The sequence below is a fragment of the Leptospira haakeii genome (genome assembly GCF_002812045.1).
In the GTDB taxonomy this organism is placed as follows: Bacteria; Spirochaetota; Leptospiria; order Leptospirales; family Leptospiraceae; genus Leptospira_B; species Leptospira_B haakeii.
In genome coordinates this window covers 14072-36677 of sequence record NZ_NPEG01000021.1, presented here as the reverse complement: position 1 = coordinate 36677, position 22606 = coordinate 14072, and the positions used below count along the sequence as shown (strand labels likewise).

The following is a 22606-nucleotide window of genomic DNA, read 5'->3' as shown; positions in this document are numbered from 1 at the left end:
ATCTTAGATTTAATAAATTCTAAAATTTTAATAAACTCTTTAGGATTCGGCTGGAAGAATCCATCAAAAGGAATTTTAAATTTTTTACCCCAGATCTCTTCTATCAAATAAATATTTCCTCTAATAGCAATCGCTTCGCCTGAGGCAGAAATTTCTCCTTTTTTGCGGTTAAAACAGAATACTATATTTTTTGCGCTCAATATCTCTTTCGCTTTTTCAGCCACTTGATTCATCAGATCTTCATTCTTGAAGTCTTCTGTGAATGTAAGAATACTCATTGAATCATCATTGAAGACTGATTTACGAAGAGTCAGATATTTAAGATAACCGGTTTCTTTTTTGCGATCGTATTCCAATTCAGGGAAACATTCCAAAAGTTTTCGGAACAAAGGCATTTCTGAGTTTGCCCATTCTGTTTGGATGGAGCAGTTTTCTATTTGTACGATCCTTCTAAAATTTCCTGACATTCTTAGTCCAACCACTCGTCCCGGAAAAACTGCAAAGTCCATACGGTTTCGATAAGAGTAAGAAGACTCGGCAGGAGATGTGCCTTTGTTTACTGGATTAAAATTTTCTAATGCTTTTAGGATTGGTTCTGATGTTAATGTAAATTGGTCAGGATAGGGTAGGTGTTGACCTGAACATCCACCACATTCTCCAAAACTCGGACATCGAGGAGAAGAAGATCTTTCTTCTAAATGAGTAGGGTTCCATTTATAAAAAACCTTTCTTTTTCCGAATTTGTATACATCGTATACGTCTCCCGGAAGAGAATACGGGATTTCTATTTTTCTTTTTCCTAATGTACCTTCCCCTCTTAGGTTGGGCAGAAGGTTTTCAATTTCTAAAACTCCGAAAGGTTCCTGATCAAACATGAATTAAGGACGAATGTCTATATTCTCCAAGCCTTGGTTGGTGAAAATCTCTTCGTATTTGCTGATATAAGGAGCTTCTTTTTCGATCCTTTCTTCGATCGCCATAGAAGCCACACCGGTTTCTCCATACTCTTGTAGGAAATCTCTTCTTGCCATTCTATGAATTAGTTCGTCCCAGAATAATTCATTATCATAATCGGAGATGATATCGAATATATCGGTTTGGTCCTCGAATTTGCGAGTGGGGAAGTAGACATTATCCGCGGCATCATAGTCCACGAATTCCTGCTTCCCAAAATCTTTTGCAAAGGAAAGTATGTATTGCTCGAGTTCGGCATAGGAATTTAATTCCTCGTCACCTTCATTAAAAGCATTGATCATCCAACTGGAGATCGCGGTGGATTTTAGTAAGGTTTCGTACTGCTCGGGTGTGAACTCAATTTTCATGAAAAATCCTCGAATTAAGGTCAATTTTAACCGGAGAGCCCAAGGAGCTACCAGATTTTTTCAAAGCACCGTCTACTTTAGAATCTTCTTACTTTTTATTTGTCTGGTTTCAGGGTTAACTTTTTGCACAAACACTCAAAGGTTCGACCAACTTAAAAAAGTAAAAGAAGACAAGGCACTTTTGTATGTGCTAAGACCACAGAGACAGGCTCAGTCCTTATTCTCCTTTTCTGTGGAATTGTATAAATATCCGGGAACTTTCAAAGGAGGGAATCGAGTATCATTCCAAAACTTTGGATTGGATTCAGGAGAATATAAAATTTTGGAATTAGCTCCCGGAGTTTATGCGCTGAAATGTAGGGATTTTGAAAAAGTATTTTTTGCAAAAGAAGGTAAGATTACTTTCTTATCAATAGATCTTTATAATACAGGGAACTTCTCCTTGCCCGAAATATTCATCCAAGAATCCAAACAGGAAGACGCGCTAAGATTTTTATTAGAAGGTAAAAGAATGTATTGGATTCCAAAAGAAAACTAAGGAGTCCAATGAGAGATCAGTTCATCCAGAAATTTTAGGAAATTTTTTGCACCTTTAGACCTTCCTATTTCCATCCAATCTAAGTGACCTCCACCTTTGATTTCCCAGAAAATTTTAGGATCTTTTGCTTTCTGAAAAAGTTCCATCCCATTCGGATAAGAAACGATCTGGTCTTCCGTTCCATGAACTACCAAAAGTTTTACTGGAGAAATTTGATCCGCTACTTCTCCGGGACTTAGATGATCAGAGAAGAAAAATCCGACTAACTGTCCTATAGGAAAGAAAAACACCCTCTCTGCTACCGTTTTAGCTACATGAGAATAATATGCAAAAGTGCCATCGCCTACTACAAGTATAAGCCCTTCTTTGTTTTGCATTTCTCCGACCGATCTTATTGCGAGTGCTCCCCCCATACTTTGCCCGTAAACGATCCAAGGAATTCCAAGTTCTTTCGCCCTATTTTGTTGGAATTTTAGGACTTCTTTAGAATCTTCTAATATAGGTTCCTTCTCGGCTTCTCCATCGGAAGCTCCGTAACCCCGATAGTCCCAGATTACTAATTCATAACCTTTTTCTACCAACCAAACAAGGCTGATATAGTGGCTGGACATATTGTCCCCGTTTCCATGGAACTGAAGGATACTTGCTTTAGCTTTTACTTTAGAAGGTTTGAAGATCCAAACTTTGATATTTGTCCCATCTTTCATTTGGAGAGAAATTTTTTCAGGTTGAAATCCCATTTTTTCGGGAGGGATATACATTTCTCTCGTGGGGTAAAATAACATGGAGGAACAATTGCCAAAGAATAGGAAAACAAGAATGGAAAGAATATATTTAAAATTGATACACATAGGAGAAGCTGGCTTCATTATAATTCCTTTGGGCTTTTGCCTCTAATCTCAATTCATGATTGGCGTGGATCGCATAACGGAATCCTAATTGTGCCTTGTAATCATCCGGGACTCCGTATATCGAAAAAGTATAATAATGCAAAGAAAGCACAGCCTTGAAAGAATCAAAATTAGCGATCCAATATGCTGCGATTTGAGGTGCTACAACCGCATTCGTATCATACTTACCGTTATACCTTACTTTTGCTCCCGCCTGAGCGGAGAATAAAAAACGTTTTGGTCCTTCTGAAAATTGGTCCTGAAAACTATAACCTAAGGTTGTTTCAATATTTGCATTTGTGACTCTTTCATATTTTTCCGATCTAGAGATATCATCCAATCTATAAAGCGTATATGATAAATCTTCCGGCCGAAGGATTGCCTGCCATTCTAAAAGTTTTCGATCTTCTTCATTTCCCTTGTTTTTGTATACGGAAGAATCAGCTCCTGAATCCACAAAATAAGAAACAGAACGACCCAATGAATTATATGGGGTTAAAGAAAGAAGTCGGATAAGATGAAATTCTTCCAGATGAAGTTTTTTGGAATCCTGGTAATATCTTGCCTTGAAAGAAAAATAATCCACGGAGGAATTCGGAATATAACCTTGGTCCGTATTCAAAAGATCATGGACTGCGGCCCTATAACCGAAACCTAAAAAATTTCCGAGGTTGGAAGTTCCGATCTCATTATACAATGCGGAGCTTCCATGACCAACATGAGGGCTTTGGGTGACGGCAGAATATCCGGAATCTTCATAGTTGTCGGTGAGTTTACTCCTGAACAAAAGTAATTGTTTGTAAGTTTGGTCCCACTCTTTAGGAGAATCTCCTTCTGACTTTTTGTAACGAAAAGAATCTAAGATCGTATCCGAAAGAAAGGAAGTCCTGATCTTAGGGTCAGGTTCTTTGTTTATCAAAAAAGAGATATTTCCATTTTTCATTACGTTTTCGTAAATACCCCTTTCGTCCTCATTCATCTTTCTGAGTTTTTGGATAATTTTGCTATGTAGAGAAGGTCTGTATTTGATATCTTTTACAAGACCTTCCTGTTCCATATATTTTTTAACAGTATCTCCGGGGATCACAAAAGGAGCCTTATCTCTAAGATGAAGGCTTGGTCTTGCTACTTCTATCAAAGAAAATAAATGGTAAGAACAGTTTTCGTCCAAAAAATAATAATCGAATGTGGCGGCTCCCAATTCCCAAAGATGCCTTGCCATCCTTCTAACTTCTTCCTCTTTTAGATCCAGCTCGTATTCCCAAAGATCTCTACTTTCAATATCATTATATTCCGCTATTTTAACATAATATGGATATAAGGAGAATGTACCTGGGTATCCGCCGAATAAACCTAAAATAGAATACACGATCGCGTTTGTGGATTCTGGATCCGCATTAGCAGCGTAATTCACTGAATATTCCAAAATTTCTTTTCGATTCGGATCTCCTGAATCTATTTTTAATAGAGTGTGACCAAAGATAGAAGCAGGTGCATTCATATAATAAGAAGCGAATATGATCTTTGCACCTTTCGGATTCAAAGTTGCAAACCATTTTTCGAATCTAACACAATCTACCTTTGCAAAATCGGTATCCTGGATGGAAAGTTTTTCTTGGATCCATCTTTTTCTTTCAGGAAATTTGCATACTGGATGCATCCAGTTTTCTTCTCCTGGAGGAGCGGATGCCTCGGTCATAAATGCCTGGATTGAGTGGAGTAGTTCTTCTTTCGGATTTTTTCGTCCTTCTCCGGAAAGAAAAAAGGAAGAAGAGTCAGCCTCGCTTACCCAATTCCCGAATGTGGTTTTAGTATAATGTAATAGAAGGATCCAGTATCTATCTTCCCATAGTTTTTTGGTCTCTGCCAATTTTTGATATTCCTGGATCTTTTCCGTGCCAGTCGCATGAGCGGAGCTAAAAGTCCCGGAGATAGAAAGTAGAATGAATATTATAAAAAGAGAATAGGACTTAACTGGCACTTAGGGTCTTAGATTAATGAATATTCCCTTCTCCTTTCGGAGAAGGGAATTGGACCTTATTTAAAAGGTGTGATCAGATTTTGCAACTTCCGACTAGTGCGGAGTTGTTTGCTACTTCGAATCTCATTTTTTCCAAAAAGGAATCCGGAGTGTTTTGGTCGAAAAGTGCGGAGAATTTTTCTTTTCCTACTTTTCCGAAAGTTCCCATATCGGAACAACCCATTAAAGAAGCGAAAGCTTCCATTTTTTCACCGGAACCTTTTGCAAATTCTTGCTCCAAGGATTGGAAGTTCATGTGAACGAAGATCTGTTGTTCAGCTTGTTTTTGAGTAAAGCCGCTGGTCTCACATCCCAAAGTTCCTGTGGAAATTCCGAAAGTTTGGTTTCCAAGAGTTCCGTTTACTGTTGCTGCAATCACTTGGTGAACTTTTTTGTTCTCAGTGATTACGATAGAACCAAGACCACATCCTGCAGCGCCGTGTTTAGCGGAAGCTACGTAAAGTGGAGAAGCTACTAAAGCGAAAAATAGAGATACTGCTAATATTCTTTTCATGAGTTATCTCCTTAAATTTTGCAACTCTTAGAGAGTGCTGCGTCTTTTCTGATCCCGTCTTTTACCGCGCTGAGTAAAGAAGAAGGAGTGGTTTCTTGGGTATATAATACATCGAAATTAGACTTAGTGTATTCTCCCAATTGTACAGTTCCGTTTGTAGAGCAGCCTAGAAGTCCTGAAAGTGCTTCTAATTTTTCTCCTTTTCCTTTTGCCATTTCAACTTCCAAAGAATTGAAATTAAGGGAAACGAATACTTCTTGTACTTTTTCTTTATGGACTAGTCCATCAGTAGCACATCCCAAAGTTCCAGTAGTGATCCCGAAAGTTTGGTTACCTGAGACAAGACCATTTGTGGTAGCCGCTAAAAGTTGCTGGCCGCCTTTATTTTCCTTAAAAATCAAAGATCCAAGCCCGCAACCAGCTACACCATAGTCTGCGGCAGTGACTGAAATTCCCGAGGACAAGCAGAGTAAACCGACTAATCCTATCGATAGAAGTTCCTTTTTCATAAATGAACCACTCCTTCCTTTTTTAATCGGAAAATATAAAATTCCTTCAAATGGGATATGTCAACCAGAATTAAAGAAAAGGCAAGATTGGCCTTCGTGATAACGGAAAAAGTTTTCTCTTTGGAAAGAATTTTTTGCACTGTGGTTTGTTTAGTCGCAAAATCGCGGATAATCGGAAAAATTTTTCGAAGCCTATGTCCGTATTTGCGGAAAGTTCGGATAAAACTTTTTATATGATTTTTGCCTCCCATTTGGAATACTATGTTTGTAGTTTTTTTGTTATTTTTCTTTTTTTAAATCTTGACTCGAATCTTCTCAAAAAGATGATCCTCTCTTGAGTTTTTACCTACTAAGACTTTTCGAAGAAGGTATGACGTTTCCATTCTTATGATTTTTATTCTTGCCGAAAAATTTTCGGATCTAAACATCACGCAAAACTAAGCGAAAATAAACAAAAAAGTAATATAGCAACACGGAGATAGATTCAATGAGAAAAATCATGTTATTAGCTGCTGCGTTAGTATTGGTTTCCGTAACCAATTGTGTTCCTTTCGTTTACGGATCTTTATACACTAACGTAACCGACAACGCGACCATCTTCAATAGAGACAACTCTCAAAAAGATGGAATCGGTGAAAAATCTGGAGAAGCTTGTGCATCTTCCGTTTTAATGCTGATCGCAACCGGTGACGCAGGTATTAAAGCTGCTGCTAAAAAAGGTGGGATCAAAGTAGTTAAATCTATTGATTTCAACAGATCCAACGTTCTTGGATCCGTTTACGTTTCCAACTGTACGATAGCTTACGGAGATTAATCATCTCTTAGTTCGTTTCTAACGAACAAATCTATCGAATTGTTTCCGATTTGATCCATTCGGATCTAATAGGGGAAACGGTTTTTAAGGGTCGCGTAAATTTTAATTTTATGCGGCCTTTTTTCTATTTCCTAAATTTCCTCCCTTCGTATTTCCTTCTTAGATGAAATCCCAAAATATGATCGCTTGGCGTTCTGAAGTATTCTTATTATTTTTTATATTCGTTTTTTCAAACTTTTGCAGCGGAAGAGCGGATGGGGATCTGAAGGTTTCGGATACAAATCCGGAAATGAAAAAAGTTTCCTGCGATACTCCTGCGTATAGAGTTAAAAATCTTTGCGAGGATGAAAAGGCTTACTTGGATTGGGCTTCCAAGTCCTATCCTGAATTAAACTCATTGGATAAATTAACTGAGGAAAATTTATTAAAAGTTTCAGAAGAGACTGAGGACATAGATAAGGGCGCTGCGATTTTTTATCATAGGATCATTAACGATCCAAAGAATAAAAAGTTCTTAGAATATTTGGATAGTAAGGAGAAGGAATTTTCCGAGAAACGTCCAGATTTTTCTTCCAAAAAGATCGTACTCGTAATGGTGCCTGGAATGTTCTATGCGGACAATCCAAGTGTAGGAGCCGATGGTGCATCTATTCGTAAGATGGTGGCTTCTGTAGGAATTCGTTCCGATTTGATCCCAATCGGACAAGTTGGCGACGTGCGTGAAAATGCAAAGATCATCTGTGAATATTTAGAAGTTTCAAACCCGGAAGAAACTGTAATCATCGCTTCTCCTAGTAAAGGTTCCTCCGATTTTAGGATAGCAATCGAACGATGTGGGAATGAACCCTATTTTAAAAGGGTTAAGGGTTGGTATAGTATAGGCGGGATCTTAAAAGGTTCTAGGATGATAGAAGGGATCCTCGGCGATTTTTGGACCAAGCTCGAAGTGAGAAGTTATTTTTTCTTCAAGGGTTATGATTGGGATGGATTTTTATCTATCCGAAAAGGGAAAGACGCTCCTTTAGATAGAGATTGGAAACTTCCCAGTGGTATTAAAATGATCAATTTGGTAGGAGTTCCGCTATTCCGTCATGTTACGGAAAGAGCCAGGCCGTATTATAATTTTTTAATGAATTACGGTCCGAATGATGGGATTATTCTTTTATCTGATTCTATCCATCCTGGAAGTCTGGTCTATCCTTCCTTTCGAAATGATCATTATTTTACCAGGCCTATGCCTCCGGAAAGGATACTAGCTATGATAGAATATCTTTTAGATCCTAAGGCTCCTTCACCTTAAATTATAACTTAGAAGAGTATAGATCCGACTCGAACTGGTCTATTATTGCTTGGTAAGCTTCCATTTCACTAGGAAACATATAATTTAACCAAAAAACTGGCAATGTAAGTATCCAAACAAATGCTTTTCTTGTGAGCTCGTATTCAAAGGTTTTTATTACAGTATTGTCCTTATATACTGTAAATATAATATTTGCACCGTCTTTTCCACTATAAGAGGGAGTGATTGTAAAAGTAGCATAGGACAAATACAAAAAGATCATTGCACCCAAAGAAGGATCTTTTTGAGAAGATTTCATATCTATATAATATCCTTTTTCGGGAGGATAATTTTCTATTTCTTTCCAACCTTTTGCGCTGAGCGCCTTTCTCACTTCAGGTTCTTGGGTGCTTAAACCTGGAAATCTGCTAATCAAAAAATGAATACGATCCTTATCTTTATTTGGAAAACGATCCAATTCTAATTCTTTCCATCCTCTTTTTAAGAATTCTTTTCTTCTTTCATTCCAATTTTTCGGATCCTCTACACTGAAATAGATCTTTGGCTGGGAAGTTTTTTCCTTTTTAGGAAAGTCGCTGTAGCTAATGATACATCCGTAAAAAAAATGGAGAAACAATAATAGGAAGGGGATTTTTTTCATACAAGTTACGTGTCTTTTTAGATACAGAAATGATTGAAAACATACCGGTTAAAGAGGCAAGGATTTTATTAGAGGGAACTTATTCCATTTCTGCGAGAGAATAACCTGTTTCCAAATAGAATTGAAAAGTTTTGTCTAAACTATAAGGCCCTGCATATCTGGAAAGATCCTTCTCCAGTTCCGCAACTTTTAGATTTTTATACATGTCTTTCCATTCTTTAGAAATGATAAGTGCGGATTCTTCCGGTTCTGTTTCCGCGACAGATCTGAGTGCGAATGCTAATACTTCCCAACTGAAAGAAGAATGTTTGAGTAGTACATTCCATTCGTCTATACTCGGACTTTTTTTTGTGCGGATGATCTCTTCTAAAAGTTCTGTGCCTAAGATCCCGGAATCGGATCCGATTTGTATATAATATCTTCTTAAAGGAAGAAGGTAGTCTTTATCCGGAAAAAGATTTTTTCTGAGAGAAAGTAAAAGTGCTCTTCTTGCTAACGCCGCAGATTCTACGAACCTTCTCTGGTCCAAATATTCCATACTTAAGATATGATGAAAGATTGGTTCGTCCCTAAAGATATTTGCTCTTTGTAGTAATCCTTCTTCATATAGATTGGAATCTTTGGATTTATAAGATAAGATACAAAGTCTATGTAGATTTTTATTTCTGGGAAAGAAGGGGAGGAATCTTTTACATCTTGCAATGGAGTCTTCTATTTTTCCCGATTTTTGGAAACCTGAGATCTCATCTAATAGAGCTTGTTCTTCCGCTAAGTATGGGTTGGAAGATTCTAATTCTTTTAAAGTTGCTTTATAATATTCGATGTCTCCGATACGAGATGCCCATAATAACGCCTTGTATCTGAGATTTCTATTTTCAGGATCTCTGGATAATATTACCCGAGCAGTGTTTAGTGCCTTGTCTGGGAATCTAAGTGAATCGTACAGATCCGTCATTTCTTCCAATAATTTGGTTTGGTCCGGATTTAATCTAAGGCTCGTTTCGTAACTTTTGAGTGCTTCTAATTCTTCTCCCTTTCCTTTTTGGGATTTTCCTAAAATCCAATAGTAACGGAAGTCTCTGGGTTCTCCGGTTTCGTCAGCGATCTGTAATTTTTCTAACGCTTGTTGGTATCTTCCTCTTAAAGCCTCTTCTGATGCCTGCTGGATCAGCTCTTCCCAAGAAAAGGTTGAACTCAAGGCCAGGACCGATTTTATAGTGCAAATAACTAAAAAGAACCAAATGGAAAGTGTACGTCTCATCGGTGGCAGCCCTCTGCGGTCTTCTCCTTAACTTTGGCAAACACAGTTCCCATCTTTTTAATCCATCGGAAATTTTAAAAAAAAACAAGAGGTTTCCCTGAATGAATTCGGTAACCATTATTCTGGCTTTTGCCTTCCTGGCTATTTTGACCGCCGTTGTTTACGCATTAAAGGTCACCAGGATCCAAATCGGAACTGAGGGCGGAAAAGACCAAGAATCCAAGAAATTGATCGAAATTTCTTCCGCAATCTCCGAAGGAGCTATGGCTTTTCTCATAAGAGAATACAAGACCATCTCTCTTTTTATCGCCTTTATGGCAGTTCTGATCTTCTTCCTTTTGGACAATCCGGAAACTCCGGATTTTAACGACGGGTTGTTTACTGCGATCGCTTTCGTATCAGGAGCACTAATCTCCTGTCTTTCCGGTTTTATCGGAATGAAGATCGCAACGATCGGAAACGTTCGTACTGCTCAAGCAGCTAAAACTTCCATGACCAAGGCTTTCAGAGTCGCGTTTTCTTCTTGCGGGGTGATGGGATTCGGGCTGGTTGGTCTTGCAGTTTCCGGTATGATCGGGCTTTTCCAACTTTATACTCATTTATTCCAAAACGTAGGAACTCTTTTCCTTATGGAAGCTCTGGCTGGTTTCGGTCTAGGTGGTTCTGCTGTTGCTCTTTTCGGAAGAGTGGGGGGCGGGATTTACACTAAGGCTGCTGACGTTGGTGCTGACTTAGTAGGTAAAGTAGAGAAGGGAATCCCTGAGGATGATCCTAGAAACCCTGCGACTATCGCTGATAACGTGGGAGATAACGTAGGTGACGTTGCAGGTATGGGTGCTGACCTTTTTGGTTCCTGTGCTGAGGCTACTTGTGCTGCTCTTGTGATCGGTGCAACTGCAACTGCTCTTTCTGGAAATACTGACGCTCTTTTATATCCACTTTTGATTTCCGCTTTCGGGATCCCTGCTTCTCTTTTGACTTCCTTCATCGCTTCTGTGAAAGAAGGAGGAAATGTGGAGAAGGTCCTAAAAATCCAACTTTGGGTTTCTACTCTGATCGTTGGTGCGATCATGTATTTTGTAACTGATAAATACATGGTGGATTTATTCGAGATCGCTGGTAAAACAATCGGTAAATGGAATGTATACATTTCATTGATCGTGGGTCTGTTCTCCGGTATGTTCATCGGTTTGATCACTGAGTATTATACTTCTCATTCTTATAAACCTGTAAGAGAAGTTGTAGACGCTTCTAAAACCGGAGCCGCTACAAACATCATCTACGGACTTGCATTAGGTTACCAAAGTTCTGTGGTTCCTGTGATCCTTCTCGTTATCACAATCGTTACTGCGAATATTTTGGCCGGAATGTACGGGATCGCAATTGCTGCTCTCGGAATGATCTCGACTATCGCTATCGGTTTGACCATCGACGCTTACGGTCCGGTTTCGGATAACGCTGGTGGTATCGCTGAGATGGCGGAACTCGGAAAAGAAGTTCGTAATCGTACAGATACCTTAGATGCAGCTGGTAACACTACTGCTGCTATCGGAAAAGGATTTGCGATTGGATCTGCTGCTCTTACTTCCTTGGCATTGTTTGCTGCTTTCATTACAAGAACTAAAACTACCGGTCTGGATATCTTGGACGCGGAAGTTTTCGGCGGATTACTTTTCGGAGCTATGCTTCCATTCGTTTTCACTGCAATGACTATGAAATCGGTAGGTAAAGCTGCTGTAGATATGGTAGAAGAAGTTAGAAAACAATTCCGTGAGATCCCTGGGATCATGGAAGGAAAAGCTAAACCTGATTATAAAAGATGTGTGGATATTTCCACCACTGCAGCTTTAAGAGAAATGATCCTTCCTGGACTTTTAGTTCTTTTAACTCCGATTGTAGTAGGTTACTTGTTCGGTATTAAGTCTTTGTCCGGTGTTTTAGCTGGAGCATTGGTAGCTGGTGTGGTTCTTGCAATCTCTTCTGCAAACTCCGGTGGTGGCTGGGATAACGCTAAAAAATATATCGAAAAAGCTGCAGGTGGAAAAGGTTCAGACCAACACAAAGCAGCAGTTGTGGGAGATACCGTAGGAGATCCTTTAAAAGATACTTCCGGTCCTTCTATCAATATTTTGATCAAATTGATGGCGATCACAAGCTTAGTGTTTGCTGAATTCTTCGTTCAACACGGCGGATTATTGCTTCGCTTATTCCAATAAGAATTTTCTAAAATTCTAATATTGAAAAAGGGATCCGAAAGGGTCTCTTTTTTATTTTAGAGCTCTGATGTTGGAATTCCTACATAGATTTGAAGAGTAGGATTTTATTGACAGAAGTCGGATTTTGTGATAAGGAAAATGCGCTCTCCCACGAGCCACTCCCCCCAAATCCCGATGCAGGGTGGGGGTAATCTTTGCTCATGTTGGAGTTCCGACATATTTAATAAATTCTCTGTGCCTTCGCGTCTCTGTGTGAACTTAACTCTGAGTCTCTTTAGAACTCTGTGACTCTTACACAGACTTTCTAAATCTCACATAGAATGGATCGAATCCCATCTTCTTCCAGAATTGGACGGCTCCTTCGTTTTCGGAAATGGCTCTTAATTCTATAGCTAAGATACCTTTTTCTTTCGCGTAACGAAATGTTTCGTCTACGAGTGGTTTCATATAACCTGATTTTCTTTTGCCTTGTTTGGTGATTGCCAGGTCTATGAATAAGTTCTTTTCCTCGATGAGATATGGTTTTTCTTCCACTCTTGCGATTAGAAGTGAGACAAGTTCTTCTTCTATGAATCCGCCGATAAATAACACTTTGTCTGTTGCCCTGAGTTTTAAATAGATATCCACCATTTTGGCGGCGGCTCTAGGACGGATCTTAAATATTCCATCTAAAGGGAGTTTATTAACCATTCTAAAAAATTGATTTACCAATTCAATTGCGGCCTCCCTATTTTGGGGGAGGATCGGTCTTATCTCCAAAAGTTTCTCAGACATTAAAATAAAACTTTGCAAATGACCGGAGTTTGTGGAGTATTTTTTATAAAAGAGAAGATAAGTTTTTCTTCTTTTTTTTAATAAATAAAAAAAGAAACGATTCCGGTTGTTATCAATACGAAGGGAAAATGATCTTTCGAGCACTTATAATTCTATCCTTCTTCTCACTTATTAATTGTGAAAACGGTAAAACAGATTTACCGCCTGCAGTTTTGGGATATATCGCTTTGGATTATCTCATTCTAACGGACCCGGATCGTTCTTCCGTTTATTTTTCCTCAGTCAGATCCCTTGATTTAGAAGTTGCTTATGAAACTGCTGCGGAACCTTTTACTGGGAATTATACGGTTGGAGGTTCCAATATTTGGAACGTGACCGATAGTAATATGCAGGATGTTTTTGCAGACAGAAGTTATTCTGTTGCAATCACTGTGCCGAGCGATTTATCCGAAATGACCGAGATCCCAGATCAAAATAGATCCACTTGGAGTGTGAATCAACTTTTGGATTTGGTGCCTAGATATAGAAAGAAATCTTCCAATTACCAATCTACTAGTTTTTTTATCGTGTATGTACGAGGACAGTTGGTAGATGCGCCCGGTGTGATTGCGGTGACAATTTCAGGAGTTCTAGGAATTGGACCTCCTGTCATCTTTGTATTCAAGGATATGATAGAGCAGTTTAATAATAATATTGCTTTACCTGATAAAGCGAAGAAGGCAGAACAAATGACATTGACCCATGAGCTTGGACATGCACTCGGATTGGTTAATGCAGGGATTCCTTTATATTCTTCTCACCAAGACAAGGATCACGGAAATCATTGTACGAACCAATCTTGCGGAATGTTCTGGGCCTTAAGCGAAACTAAGGTGGAAGCTTTTAACCCAGTAAGTCCTTTGATCTTTGGACAAGAATGTAGAGACGATATTCGAAACTACAATCCTTGATTAAAGTAGTTTATTTGCAAAATAAGACTTCAGGGAATCGATAGAGACTCTTTCTTGGGACATACTATCTCTTTCTCTTACAGTAACGGATTTATCAGTTAAAGAATCATAATCTACCGTGATACAATATGGGGTTCCGATCTCATCTTGTCTGCGGTATCTTTTTCCGATAGCACCACCTTCGTCGTATTCTAAATTCCCTAAAGAAGATAGGTTTGAATAAATCGATTTTGCAAGTTCCGGAAGCCCATCTTTTTTCATAAGAGGGAAAATCCCGATCTTAACTGGAGCCACCTGAGGAGCAAAACGAAGAACTGTTCTTGTTTCTCCATCCGCTAATTTTTCTTCCGCGTAAGCATCAGAAACAACTGCTAAGAATAATCTATTTAAACCAAGCGCCGGTTCTACTACATAAGGCACATACTTTTTATTTGCTGCCTGGTCTTGGTATTTTAGATCTTCTCCGGAGAATTTTTCATGTTGGGAAAGATCGTAATCAGTTCTGGAAGCGATTCCCCAAAGTTCTCCCCATCCGAATCCATACTTGTATTCGATATCGGAAGTAGCTTCACTGTAAAAGGAAAGTTCTTCCTTTTCATGTTCTCTGATCTTCAGGTTTTCTTTTCTTAAACCAACATGATCCGTTAAGAATTTAAGGCAATAATCCACCCAATGAGAGAACCATTCTTTTTGAGTTCCTGGCTCGCAGAAAAATTCCATCTCCATTTGTTCAAATTCTCTGGTGCGGAATACGAACTGTCTTGCCATGATCTCATTTCGGAATGATTTTCCTATCTGAGCAATCCCGAATGGGATCTTGTTCCTGGTCGTTGAGATGACGTTCTTAAAATTGATAAAAATACCTTGGGCAGTTTCCGGGCGAAGATAAATATCCTGAGAATCTTCTGCGGAAGCTCCATGAGAAGTTTTGAACATTAGGTTGAAGTCTCTTGCTTCGGTGAATGTTCCTCTATTACCACAATTAGGGCAGGCAAAGTTTCCTGCCTTAATGACCTCGTTCATTTTTTCCAAGGTCAATCCTGTGGCGGCTCCTTCTCCTTTTTGATCTTCCAAAAATTTATCCGCTCTGATACGAGTTTTACAATTTTTACAATCGATGAGTGGGTCGTTAAAATTAGAAACGTGTCCGGATGCTTCCCATACTTTCGGGTTAAGAAGGATAGAAGAATCTAATCCGACAACGTCTTCTCTCAAGTGTACAAAATGTTTCCACCAGAGTCTTTTTAAGTTATGGAGAAGTTCGGCTCCGTAAGGGCCATAGTCGAAGGTATTGGAAAGTCCTCCGTAAATTTCGGATCCGGGATAAACAAATCCTCTTCTTTTACAAACGGATACAATATCCTTGAGAGAGGAATCTAGGGTTTCTTTTTTCTCCATAGGTCCAAGGATTCTCGAATAGGATTCGTGATAAAGTATTAAATTCGTAGGAATTCCTTCAATTCTTGTTTGCTTCCGGAACAAGCTAGGGTCCAATGGACAAGGATATTCGGAATGAAAAAGGAAATTTCGCAGAAGGAAAAATTAGTCTTTTGGGGGATCAATTTTCTCTCTTGGACCTCTCCCATTTCCATAATAGGGTTCGGGATTTTTTTTCCTCTGGGAGTTATCTTCCTATTTCCCAAAGAGGATAGGGTCCTTAGACCGGCATTCCATTCCGTTTTTCTACAAGTCGTTCTTGGGTTGTTTTTATTTTCTTTAGAACTTCTATTTTTAATTTTTCCAAAAGCGGAAGAGATATTTTCATTATTTGTTCTACTCAGTTCGGAGGAGCCTAGCTCATCCGGATTCCTTGTTCTAACTCTGATGTTTTTCTTAGGCCTGGCTGTTTTTTTTCTACAGGCAAAACATATCCGAAAAAGTTTAAAACCGGAAGATCCGAGACCTCTTATCTTAAATCCGGTCCTGGTTTTTCTAACTGTCGGTTGTTTAATATTATTCACTCATTATTTAACATATTCAGATCCATTCCGAACAAAGATGGCAACGTTTGCGGTCTTTTCGGAAAGTGTTTGGATCTTCTTCTTTACCGCAGTCGGACTTGCGGAACTTCTATCAGGCAAAAGGCCATTCTTCTTATTTAAGAGACCTTGGGCCTGGTTCGTAAGGCAAACTAAGGATTCATTTGCAAAAGAAGAAGGGGATTTGCCTGCTTCTGCCAGAAAACGTAAGAATGCAAAAGTGAGAGATGCGATCTTAGCGGGTTGGGGCCATATCTATACAGGACGTTTGTGGAAAGGATTTCCAATCCTGTTTGTGTATCTGCTCGGTTTATTATTATTTGCTACATTCTTCTTTTCTTGGTGGGAACCTGCTTTAGGGATTCGCTTTCTTGCGAGTTTAGGCTTAAAACCTGGGCTTTCTGATAAAAAGTTTTTTGAAGTAGCTTCTTCTTTTTGGATTTGGTCAGCTATCCTAACTACATTAGTTTTAGTTAATGTGTTTTCAGGATGGTTATTACGAAGGTCCTTCCATTCCAAAACGCCTCTTTTGGGTTTAAGCCCAGGTTTTGAGAACAATCTTGGATTAAGTGTTCTTGTTCACTTAATAGTGATCTGTTTGATTTTACTCATGCCGACCACTATTGCTTTCCAAAAAGAAAGTAAATCTCGTCCGACCGATCATTTTACGCCTGAAAATCATGCTGAATTCTATTTTATAGATCCGAATCTTCCTGACGAAGTGAAAGGATTGAATGGTGGCGTCATCACCGGAACGGATACGCCTAATAGCAATCAAGGTGAGAAAATCCCTGAAGAAAAACCTTCGGACGAGGGGAGAATAAAGGGTGAAGTTAAGAAGATCAAAGGTAAAAAACTTCCTCCTACTTATTCAAATTATATCTCCGCGAAGATGAGAACCTTCGAATCCTTTATGGATTATTGGAGAAGTGCTCCAAGAAATTATTCATGTGTTGTAGCTTACACGATCACTCCGGATGGAGAAGTTGTAGATGTGGAACTTGTACAAAATTCACCTTATCCGGAACAGGACCAAAGGACATTAGAACTGATTGAGAATTTATCTCCAATGATGCCTCCTCCTGGGACAAAAGGTTATATCAGGGTAACGGAACTTTTCTGGAATGGGCCTTTGGATGCTAAGGCAATGCCAACTCCTTTACAGCAAGAACTGGTGAATATGTTCGACGGTCGTTATATGGAGGAATTATGAGTTCAGAAGTAATTCTTCTTGCAATCGGAAGTATTTTTCCTTGGGGATTTTATCTTATCTATACCCAGCCTAATACCGGCAGAGAAAAACGTTTCTTTTTTATAATATTTTTCGCGCTACTTTTAGGTTGGATCTCCACTGAGTTGGTTCTTAGGGCAAGCGCTTGGATCTGGCCTGAAACAGAGATCAAAGCTAAGGTAGCAAAATCGATTCTTTCTCAAACTGCATTTCTTGCATTCGTAAAAGCTGGAATGATGGAAGAATTCTGTAAATCTATATTGATCGTTTCGTTATCTCTAATCTTAGCGTATGATTGGAAGAAGAAGGAATTTCTTCCGGAAACATTCTTAGTGGGCGGATTTATAGCATTAGGTTTTGCCGGAATAGAAAATTATCATTATATTTTAACTGCGAAAGAAGATGATAGGATCCATACCTTCATTTTAAGGACATTAAAATCTTCGAACGCACATTTGCTCATCAATCTTTGTTTTGCACTTTGTCTGATCAAAAGTAATAGAAGACGGTTCCCTGAGAAGTATTGGTACATTCTTTCCGGATTTTTGTTAGCGGTAGTCCAGCATGGACTATTCGACTTCTTCGTGATCCCAGTTGGAAGATTCGGGCATTGGGCAGCGACAGCGCTCTTCGTGGGGATCTGGGTCTGGATCGTGAAAGACAGAAGAGTATACATGAAAGAAGAAGAAATTTATAAAATACAGAAAGAGAAGCCTCCAGCGGAAGAAATTCCCCGATCGGTTCCAGAGATAATCCGTTGAAATACAAAGAGATCAGAGTTTCCATTCCGAAAGATTTTGCGGAAGAATTTTCAGCATACCTTGACGAATGGCAGGTAGCAGGATATTACGAGATCCTATTTGATAGAGAAGAACCTAGGAAACCGGGCGAGGAAATTATCTCAGATAACACTCCTATCAGAGTTTATCTGGCGGAAGATGATGTTCAATCGGAAGCAAAAATTTGGATCTATCTACAAACAGTTGCCCCAGAAAATTCTTTTGCAGAATCCAGATGGATAGAAACAAAAGAATACGAAGAAGCTTATAAGGAATTTTATAAACCGTTTTCAGTCGGAGTTTTCTGGGTAGTGCCTACCTGGGAAAAAGAAGATTGGGAGAAAAACAAAAAGTCTGAACAAGAGACTTCCGTTCCAGTGTATATCAACCCTGGACTTGCTTTCGGAACTGGACATCATGAGACCACTCGTTTGGTTTTGTCCAGGCTCGGCTCCATCGATCTGAAAGGAAAGAAGGTCGCAGATATTGGTGCGGGTTCGGGGATCCTGTCTGTGGCAGCAGCAAAATTAAATGTATCTAAAATAATCGCAGTAGATATAGATCCGAATGCAGTACGTTCTTCTACATTTAATAGGGACGAGAATGGGATCTCTCCAGAAGTTTTAGTGGTGGAAGAGGGCGGATTCGATCACCCTAAGATTAACTCCGAAACATTCGATCTATGCGTGGCTAATATCACATTCGCCGTATTAAAAGCGAATATGGAAAAGATCGCAGGACTTCATACGGATCATTTTTTATTCAGCGGTGTGATCACGGAAAGAAAAGAAGAATTCCTGGAACTTCTATCTTCCCAAGTAGGAGGTAAATTATTATATGAAACCTCCTGGAACGGATGGGAACTGATAGAATGGGCCCGCAAATAGTATAACGTTTTACTAATATTTAATATCGGAGAAAAAATGAAACATTACGACGTATTCGGAATAGGGAACGCACTTGTGGATATTCTAATCCCTACCGAAGATTCTTTTTTGCAAAAAATGGGCTGGAACAAAGGGATCATGACCCTGGTGGACGCAGAAGTGCAGGGTGGAGTTCTTACCGCTTTAGACGGACATAAAAAAGAATTAAGATCAGGTGGAAGTGCTGCAAATACAATGATCGCACTCGCAAATTCCGGAGGGACCGGAACTTATACCGGAAAGGTAAGTGAGGACACTTACGGAGAATTTTATAAACAAGATATGGAGAAGGCCGGGATCTTATTCGAAGTTCCTCCTTCCAAAGAAGGACATACCGGAACCTGCGTAATCCTCACAACTCCTGATGCCGAAAGAACAATGCTCACTCATTTAGGGATTTCTTCCACGTTAACCAAACAAGATCTGGATCTGGAAAAACTGAAAGTTTCTTCTTATAGTTATGTAGAAGGATATCTTTGGGACGGACCTTCCACTAAGGAAGCTTGTCTTCTTGCAATGGAAGAATCCAAAAAAGCTGGAGTAAAGGTGGCATTTACTTTTAGCGATCCGTTCTGCGTAAACCGTTCTAGGGAGGATTTTTTAAGGCTCACTAAGGAATATTGTGATTTAGTTTTTTGTAATGCAGAAGAGGCAAAAGCACTGGCCGCTACTGAATCCAAAGAAGACGCTTTAAAATTTATCTCTTCTATTTGTAAGAACGTAATGATGACTGACGGTTCTAACGGAGCATTCGTTTCCGTAAATGGGACTATCAGCCATATAGGCGGATTCCCGGCTCAGAATTTATTGGACACTACTGGAGCAGGGGACTGTTTTGCTGCAGGTGTGCTCTATGGACTTACGCACGGATTTTCACCTGAGAATGCAGCAAGATGGGGAAATTACGTTGCATCCAGGATCGTACAAGAGATCGGACCTAGACTTTCTGTCAGACTTATGGGAAGACAGGAAGAAATATTAGGAAAAGTTTAAGGACAAGAATAAGATAAAGAGATCGTGCTCATATTTCCGTTCTCCGGAACGGCAAATGTGAGCGGAGTTCCTACGATCGTATCCGGAAAGCCGTCCAGGTTTCCGGTATCAGCCAGACAATATAATTTATGAGTTCCAGGATTGATGTATTTCATCTTGGATGTTCCATTTCTTGCAGGAGTCGCTGCTAATGGAAGTTTTGTAAGAATATCAGTTTCATTCTCTCTAAAAACTGCAAAATAATGAGTTAAATTCCCGGATCCACCAGTGATCGCCAAAGAAGAAGCGCCACTTGGATAAATTGTCCTGGATCTGGATAAAATCCCTCCACCCATATCGGACTGGCCCGCATGGTTCACTTTCCAATCGCTGATAGAGATCAAAGTTGCAGCAGTACTTCCGTCTGCGGCCTTGATGGAGTGAACCATTAGATTTTCCTTAAGGTTCATTCTAACTTCGAAAATATAAGGCTCATATCCAGGTTTAAAATCCATGTCCGCTTCTCCAGGTTGTGCTGAATAGAGTAGAGGGAATACTAATGGATAACCGGATTTATCCGTAGTTCCTGCGGAATAAGCAAGTCTTGGGACCACATTAAATCCATAAACGCCATAGTTATCAAAGAAGGTTACCTTTGTCAGGTCTACACCAGGGGCATTTCCCCAACCGGTAACTAATGAACGGATATAAGTTCCCGTATAATAATACTGGCTCGCAAGTCCCGAGTTCGTTCCGGAAGTAGGATCGTTAGAAGGGAATTCGGCTCCTTCTCCATTTAAGAACTGGACCATTTTGAATTCGCCATTCAGGGACCGGCAAGTATTCGCATTCAATGTATATGGTTGTGTACAATAAACTTCTCTATTAGGAGCAATATTATCCCAGAATGCTTTTGCGGCCGCAACGGTTCTGATCTGAGAAAGATTATTTAAACCGTCTTGGTATTTAGAAGAAATACGTATCTCACCTATATCGATGAAGATAGGTAGGTTTGCCATCTTAGGAAGACCTGCTAGATTGAAAGTAGGATCTCCGGAGGAATCTTCGTAAACATTTCCAGTTCCATTATTATATTCTGAAAATTCTAAGGGACTATCAGTGGCGTAAGTACCTTTCATTAGAAGTAACATTCTATTATTGAAAAGGGTACTAATTACAGGGTTATCAGTTGCGTTTCCTTCCCAATGTCCCACCTTACAATCCGAAAAGAATATTAACAAAAAGGAAGAAAGACATAGAAGACGATTCACTTTGGAAATCATAAGAATACGCTCACCATTAAACCGAAATGGAAAAATTCCGTATCCACTTTATTGTAATAATACGGGTTACTCAACCTGGAATCCACAGTAGGACCTACATAAGGATATTTTGTTTCCGCAGGTGAATTTAAATCCGATTCATAAATTTTATTATAATCCAGTCGAATACCGATCCGTAGTTTTTTTCCTGCTACGAAACTTGCCTCAAATCCTGCGTATAGTGTATTGTCCCAGCGAGAAGTATTCGCAGGCCTTGCAACCACATATGTTTCTCCGAATCCTGCCTTCACCATAAATGTGATTGGAAGTTCGAAAGGAAGTTTATAACAGATAGCGGAATATACCGGGATAGTAGTGAGTGCTCTTTCCGATCTGGACAAATAGTTGGAATAGGAAGCTCCTACTTCTACATAAAAAATCCAGGGCCAAGGAATTCTATAGAAGAATCCACCACCCAAAGTGGTATCCAAATATTTCTGAGCTTCCGATCCAGGGAAAGGGTTAGAAGCGCCAACCCAGGCTCCTATTTCAGCCTTTCTATTATCATAGAATGCAGGAAGTTCTTCTTCTACTTCTTCGTCATCGGTGCCGTCTTTTTTATCAGAGCGAGAAAGTCCGGAAGAAGGTAGATTTCCACCTGCTTGTGCCAGGATCAATTCCCCATTCTTAAAACTATTCCCTATCTTATTAAAATCCATAGGAGGAGAAACAGGGTTTCCTCCCATATATTTTACAGCCTTATTATCCACTTGGTCCGGATAAGCGAATGTTTGTGCCCAAGGAAAAAGTAAAAATGCGATCGGCAGGAGTTTTTTCATCTAGGAACCCCGCCGAATTCTTTTCTGTTTTGGTACATTCGATCTATCTCTGGAAAAGAATCGTAGTACGCTTTTAGAAAATACAATCCGTAAGGGGGGAGGGTAATCCCTGCTATGGTTCTATCTTTGGAAGAAAGTATTTTCAATATATTCGTCTCTTTGCGCTTCTCTATCGCTATTTCAAAAAGTGTTCCGGTCAGGATCCGGACCATATTATGGAGGAAACCGTTTGCCTTGATCCGTAAGCGAAGAAGTCCGGGCTCTTCTTCACTTTCTAAAAGGCTCGCATCATAAATGACCCGAGTAGTGGTCCTACGGTTCCGCATCGAAGTGGCTTTTGCCAGACTTCTAAAGTCATGCTCTCCCTTTAGTAGTTCCAGTTCTTCTCTTAAGCGGGAAACGTCAATCCGATGTTGGTACCAGAATGCTCTGTTTTTCCAAACCGGCCTTGGGAACCTTGCGTTTACTAAAAGGTATTCGTATTCTCTTGCGGTACAGGAAAACTGAGAATTGAAATTCAGAGGAACTTCTGTGATCTCATGTATAGCCAGACCTCGGTCGGTGAGTGCATTTATTCCGAGTAGGAACTTCGACAGATTTGGAATAGGGGAATCTGTCTTAAAATTTACGATCATTCCCCTGGCATGGACGCCTGTATCCGTTCTTCCGGCTCCCCAGATTCTAGTTTGTTTTTTTAGAAGGATTTCTAGAGCCTTCTCTATTTCTTCCTGAACTGTGGGAGATTGTTTCTGGCTTTGGTATCCGAAAAAACATCCACCATCGAATTCGATCAGTAAGGCATAGTTTCTAGGATCTTCTGTCATAGTCTAGAGCGAGATTGGGATGAAATACCAACTAGGAGGAGAAGGT

22 protein-coding genes are annotated in these 22606 nt (G+C 39.6%); 9 read left to right on the top strand and 13 right to left on the bottom strand.

The genetic code is table 11. The annotated features are described in order from the left end of the window. Both CH377_RS18810 and CH377_RS18805 read right to left on the bottom strand, forming a co-directional pair. A partial coding sequence (locus CH377_RS18810) for a class I SAM-dependent RNA methyltransferase (RefSeq protein WP_100725276.1) occupies window positions 1-875 on the bottom strand: 875 nt, incomplete at its 3' end. 3 nt (window positions 876-878) lie between these two features. Further along, window positions 879-1322 (bottom strand): hypothetical protein, encoded by a 444-nt coding sequence (locus CH377_RS18805; protein ID WP_100725275.1) that lies wholly within the window; start codon window positions 1320-1322, stop codon window positions 879-881. Between CH377_RS18805 and CH377_RS18800 the strand changes: the two genes are divergently transcribed. Further along, window positions 1321-1860 carry a hypothetical protein gene (locus CH377_RS18800; protein WP_100725274.1) on the top strand — a complete coding sequence of 180 codons (540 nt, stop codon included), beginning with the start codon at window positions 1321-1323 and terminating at the stop codon, window positions 1858-1860. The two genes, CH377_RS18805 and CH377_RS18800, sit on opposite strands and share 2 nt — an antisense overlap. On the opposite strand, the gene CH377_RS18795 is transcribed toward CH377_RS18800, so the two are convergent. From CH377_RS18795 to CH377_RS18780, 4 genes are all read right to left on the bottom strand, one after another. Next, on the bottom strand, window positions 1857-2729 hold the full coding sequence (locus tag CH377_RS18795) for an alpha/beta hydrolase (protein WP_100725273.1): 873 nt from the start codon (window positions 2727-2729) through the stop codon (window positions 1857-1859). The two genes, CH377_RS18800 and CH377_RS18795, sit on opposite strands and share 4 nt — an antisense overlap. Next, entirely contained in the window at window positions 2695-4731 is a 2037-nt protein-coding gene (locus tag CH377_RS18790; RefSeq protein WP_100725272.1) for an Lnb N-terminal periplasmic domain-containing protein, read from the bottom strand. Before CH377_RS18790 ends, CH377_RS18795 begins: the two co-directional genes overlap by 35 nt. Window positions 4732-4804: 73 nt before the next feature. Further along, complete coding sequence (locus CH377_RS18785; RefSeq protein ID WP_100725271.1) at window positions 4805-5284, bottom strand: DUF3015 family protein; 480 nt, start codon at window positions 5282-5284, stop codon at window positions 4805-4807. 11 nt (window positions 5285-5295) lie between these two features. Further along, window positions 5296-5793 (bottom strand): DUF3015 family protein, encoded by a 498-nt coding sequence (locus tag CH377_RS18780; RefSeq protein ID WP_100725270.1) that lies wholly within the window; start codon window positions 5791-5793, stop codon window positions 5296-5298. A 487-nt stretch (window positions 5794-6280) separates the two neighbouring features. On the opposite strand from CH377_RS18780, the gene CH377_RS18770 reads away from it, so the two are divergent. Both CH377_RS18770 and CH377_RS18765 read left to right on the top strand, forming a co-directional pair. Then, complete coding sequence (locus tag CH377_RS18770) at window positions 6281-6607, top strand: TRL domain-containing protein (protein WP_100725268.1); 327 nt, start codon at window positions 6281-6283, stop codon at window positions 6605-6607. Between the two features lie 163 nt (window positions 6608-6770). Continuing rightward, window positions 6771-7907: a hypothetical protein gene (locus tag CH377_RS18765; RefSeq protein WP_207797634.1), complete on the top strand. Its 1137-nt coding sequence runs from the start codon at window positions 6771-6773 to the stop codon at window positions 7905-7907. Between the two features lies 1 nt (window position 7908). Here CH377_RS18765 and CH377_RS18760 read toward each other — a convergent pair whose 3' ends face one another. Both CH377_RS18760 and CH377_RS18755 read right to left on the bottom strand, forming a co-directional pair. Next, window positions 7909-8547, bottom strand: a complete 639-nt coding sequence (locus CH377_RS18760) for a hypothetical protein (protein ID WP_100725266.1) — start codon at window positions 8545-8547, stop codon at window positions 7909-7911. A gap of 79 nt (window positions 8548-8626) precedes the next feature. Beyond that, entirely contained in the window at window positions 8627-9808 is a 1182-nt protein-coding gene (locus tag CH377_RS18755; protein ID WP_100725265.1) for a hypothetical protein, read from the bottom strand. A 101-nt stretch (window positions 9809-9909) separates the two neighbouring features. On the opposite strand from CH377_RS18755, the gene CH377_RS18750 reads away from it, so the two are divergent. Further along, window positions 9910-12024, top strand: coding sequence for a sodium-translocating pyrophosphatase (locus CH377_RS18750; RefSeq protein WP_100725264.1), 2115 nt, complete (start codon window positions 9910-9912; stop codon window positions 12022-12024). A 291-nt stretch (window positions 12025-12315) separates the two neighbouring features. Here the strand turns inward: CH377_RS18750 and CH377_RS18745 are convergent, their stop codons facing one another. Continuing rightward, window positions 12316-12798 (bottom strand): GNAT family N-acetyltransferase, encoded by a 483-nt coding sequence (locus CH377_RS18745; RefSeq protein WP_165780488.1) that lies wholly within the window; start codon window positions 12796-12798, stop codon window positions 12316-12318. A gap of 128 nt (window positions 12799-12926) precedes the next feature. Here CH377_RS18745 and CH377_RS18740 point away from each other — a divergent pair, with 128 nt between their 5' ends. Beyond that, on the top strand, window positions 12927-13748 hold the full coding sequence (locus CH377_RS18740; protein WP_100725263.1) for a hypothetical protein: 822 nt from the start codon (window positions 12927-12929) through the stop codon (window positions 13746-13748). On the opposite strand, the gene CH377_RS18735 is transcribed toward CH377_RS18740, so the two are convergent. Then, complete coding sequence (locus tag CH377_RS18735) at window positions 13749-15146, bottom strand: glycine--tRNA ligase (RefSeq protein ID WP_100725262.1); 1398 nt, start codon at window positions 15144-15146, stop codon at window positions 13749-13751. A 114-nt stretch (window positions 15147-15260) separates the two neighbouring features. On the opposite strand from CH377_RS18735, the gene CH377_RS18730 reads away from it, so the two are divergent. From CH377_RS18730 to CH377_RS18715, 4 genes are read left to right on the top strand one after another with little or no spacing between them, the layout of a single operon-like run. Beyond that, window positions 15261-16940: a TonB C-terminal domain-containing protein gene (locus CH377_RS18730; RefSeq protein ID WP_100725277.1), complete on the top strand. Its 1680-nt coding sequence runs from the start codon at window positions 15261-15263 to the stop codon at window positions 16938-16940. Next, a complete protein-coding gene (locus CH377_RS18725) occupies window positions 16937-17719 on the top strand; it encodes a PrsW family glutamic-type intramembrane protease (protein WP_100725261.1) in 783 nt (260 codons plus the stop codon). The genes CH377_RS18730 and CH377_RS18725 overlap by 4 nt, the downstream gene beginning before the upstream one ends. Next, on the top strand, window positions 17716-18624 hold the full coding sequence (locus CH377_RS18720) for a 50S ribosomal protein L11 methyltransferase (RefSeq protein WP_100725260.1): 909 nt from the start codon (window positions 17716-17718) through the stop codon (window positions 18622-18624). The genes CH377_RS18725 and CH377_RS18720 overlap by 4 nt, the downstream gene beginning before the upstream one ends. Window positions 18625-18660: 36 nt before the next feature. Further along, window positions 18661-19656, top strand: coding sequence for an adenosine kinase (locus tag CH377_RS18715; protein ID WP_100725259.1), 996 nt, complete (start codon window positions 18661-18663; stop codon window positions 19654-19656). On the opposite strand, the gene CH377_RS18710 is transcribed toward CH377_RS18715, so the two are convergent. From CH377_RS18710 to truA, 3 genes are read right to left on the bottom strand one after another with little or no spacing between them, the layout of a single operon-like run. Beyond that, the gene (locus tag CH377_RS18710) at window positions 19653-20918 is read right to left on the bottom strand and encodes an LIC11270 family surface protein (protein WP_100725258.1); all 1266 of its coding nucleotides are present in this window, start codon (window positions 20916-20918) and stop codon (window positions 19653-19655) included. The two genes, CH377_RS18715 and CH377_RS18710, sit on opposite strands and share 4 nt — an antisense overlap. Next, the gene (locus CH377_RS18705; RefSeq protein WP_100725257.1) at window positions 20915-21736 is read right to left on the bottom strand and encodes a hypothetical protein; all 822 of its coding nucleotides are present in this window, start codon (window positions 21734-21736) and stop codon (window positions 20915-20917) included. Before CH377_RS18705 ends, CH377_RS18710 begins: the two co-directional genes overlap by 4 nt. Beyond that, a complete protein-coding gene (truA, locus tag CH377_RS18700; protein WP_100725256.1) occupies window positions 21733-22560 on the bottom strand; it encodes a tRNA pseudouridine(38-40) synthase TruA in 828 nt (275 codons plus the stop codon). Before truA ends, CH377_RS18705 begins: the two co-directional genes overlap by 4 nt. Between the last annotated feature and the right edge of the window lie 46 nt (window positions 22561-22606).

Coding starts and splice junctions, on each gene's coding strand:
- CH377_RS18745 (WP_165780488.1), bottom strand. CDS start 12,798: ATGTCTGAGAAACTTTTGGAGATAAGACCGATCCTCCCCCAAAATAGG.
- CH377_RS18805 (WP_100725275.1), bottom strand. CDS start 1,322: ATGAAAATTGAGTTCACACCCGAGCAGTACGAAACCTTACTAAAATCC.
- truA (WP_100725256.1), bottom strand. CDS start 22,560: ATGACAGAAGATCCTAGAAACTATGCCTTACTGATCGAATTCGATGGT.
- CH377_RS18770 (WP_100725268.1), top strand. CDS start 6,281: ATGAGAAAAATCATGTTATTAGCTGCTGCGTTAGTATTGGTTTCCGTA.
- CH377_RS18765 (WP_207797634.1), top strand. CDS start 6,771: ATGAAATCCCAAAATATGATCGCTTGGCGTTCTGAAGTATTCTTATTA.
- CH377_RS18785 (WP_100725271.1), bottom strand. CDS start 5,284: ATGAAAAGAATATTAGCAGTATCTCTATTTTTCGCTTTAGTAGCTTCT.
- CH377_RS18760 (WP_100725266.1), bottom strand. CDS start 8,547: ATGAAAAAAATCCCCTTCCTATTATTGTTTCTCCATTTTTTTTACGGA.
- CH377_RS18800 (WP_100725274.1), top strand. CDS start 1,321: ATGAAAAATCCTCGAATTAAGGTCAATTTTAACCGGAGAGCCCAAGGA.
- CH377_RS18755 (WP_100725265.1), bottom strand. CDS start 9,808: ATGAGACGTACACTTTCCATTTGGTTCTTTTTAGTTATTTGCACTATA.
- CH377_RS18740 (WP_100725263.1), top strand. CDS start 12,927: ATGATCTTTCGAGCACTTATAATTCTATCCTTCTTCTCACTTATTAAT.
- CH377_RS18730 (WP_100725277.1), top strand. CDS start 15,261: ATGAAAAAGGAAATTTCGCAGAAGGAAAAATTAGTCTTTTGGGGGATC.
- CH377_RS18750 (WP_100725264.1), top strand. CDS start 9,910: ATGAATTCGGTAACCATTATTCTGGCTTTTGCCTTCCTGGCTATTTTG.
- CH377_RS18780 (WP_100725270.1), bottom strand. CDS start 5,793: ATGAAAAAGGAACTTCTATCGATAGGATTAGTCGGTTTACTCTGCTTG.
- CH377_RS18795 (WP_100725273.1), bottom strand. CDS start 2,729: ATGAAGCCAGCTTCTCCTATGTGTATCAATTTTAAATATATTCTTTCC.
- CH377_RS18715 (WP_100725259.1), top strand. CDS start 18,661: ATGAAACATTACGACGTATTCGGAATAGGGAACGCACTTGTGGATATT.
- CH377_RS18705 (WP_100725257.1), bottom strand. CDS start 21,736: ATGAAAAAACTCCTGCCGATCGCATTTTTACTTTTTCCTTGGGCACAA.
- CH377_RS18725 (WP_100725261.1), top strand. CDS start 16,937: ATGAGTTCAGAAGTAATTCTTCTTGCAATCGGAAGTATTTTTCCTTGG.
- CH377_RS18710 (WP_100725258.1), bottom strand. CDS start 20,918: ATGATTTCCAAAGTGAATCGTCTTCTATGTCTTTCTTCCTTTTTGTTA.
- CH377_RS18735 (WP_100725262.1), bottom strand. CDS start 15,146: ATGGAGAAAAAAGAAACCCTAGATTCCTCTCTCAAGGATATTGTATCC.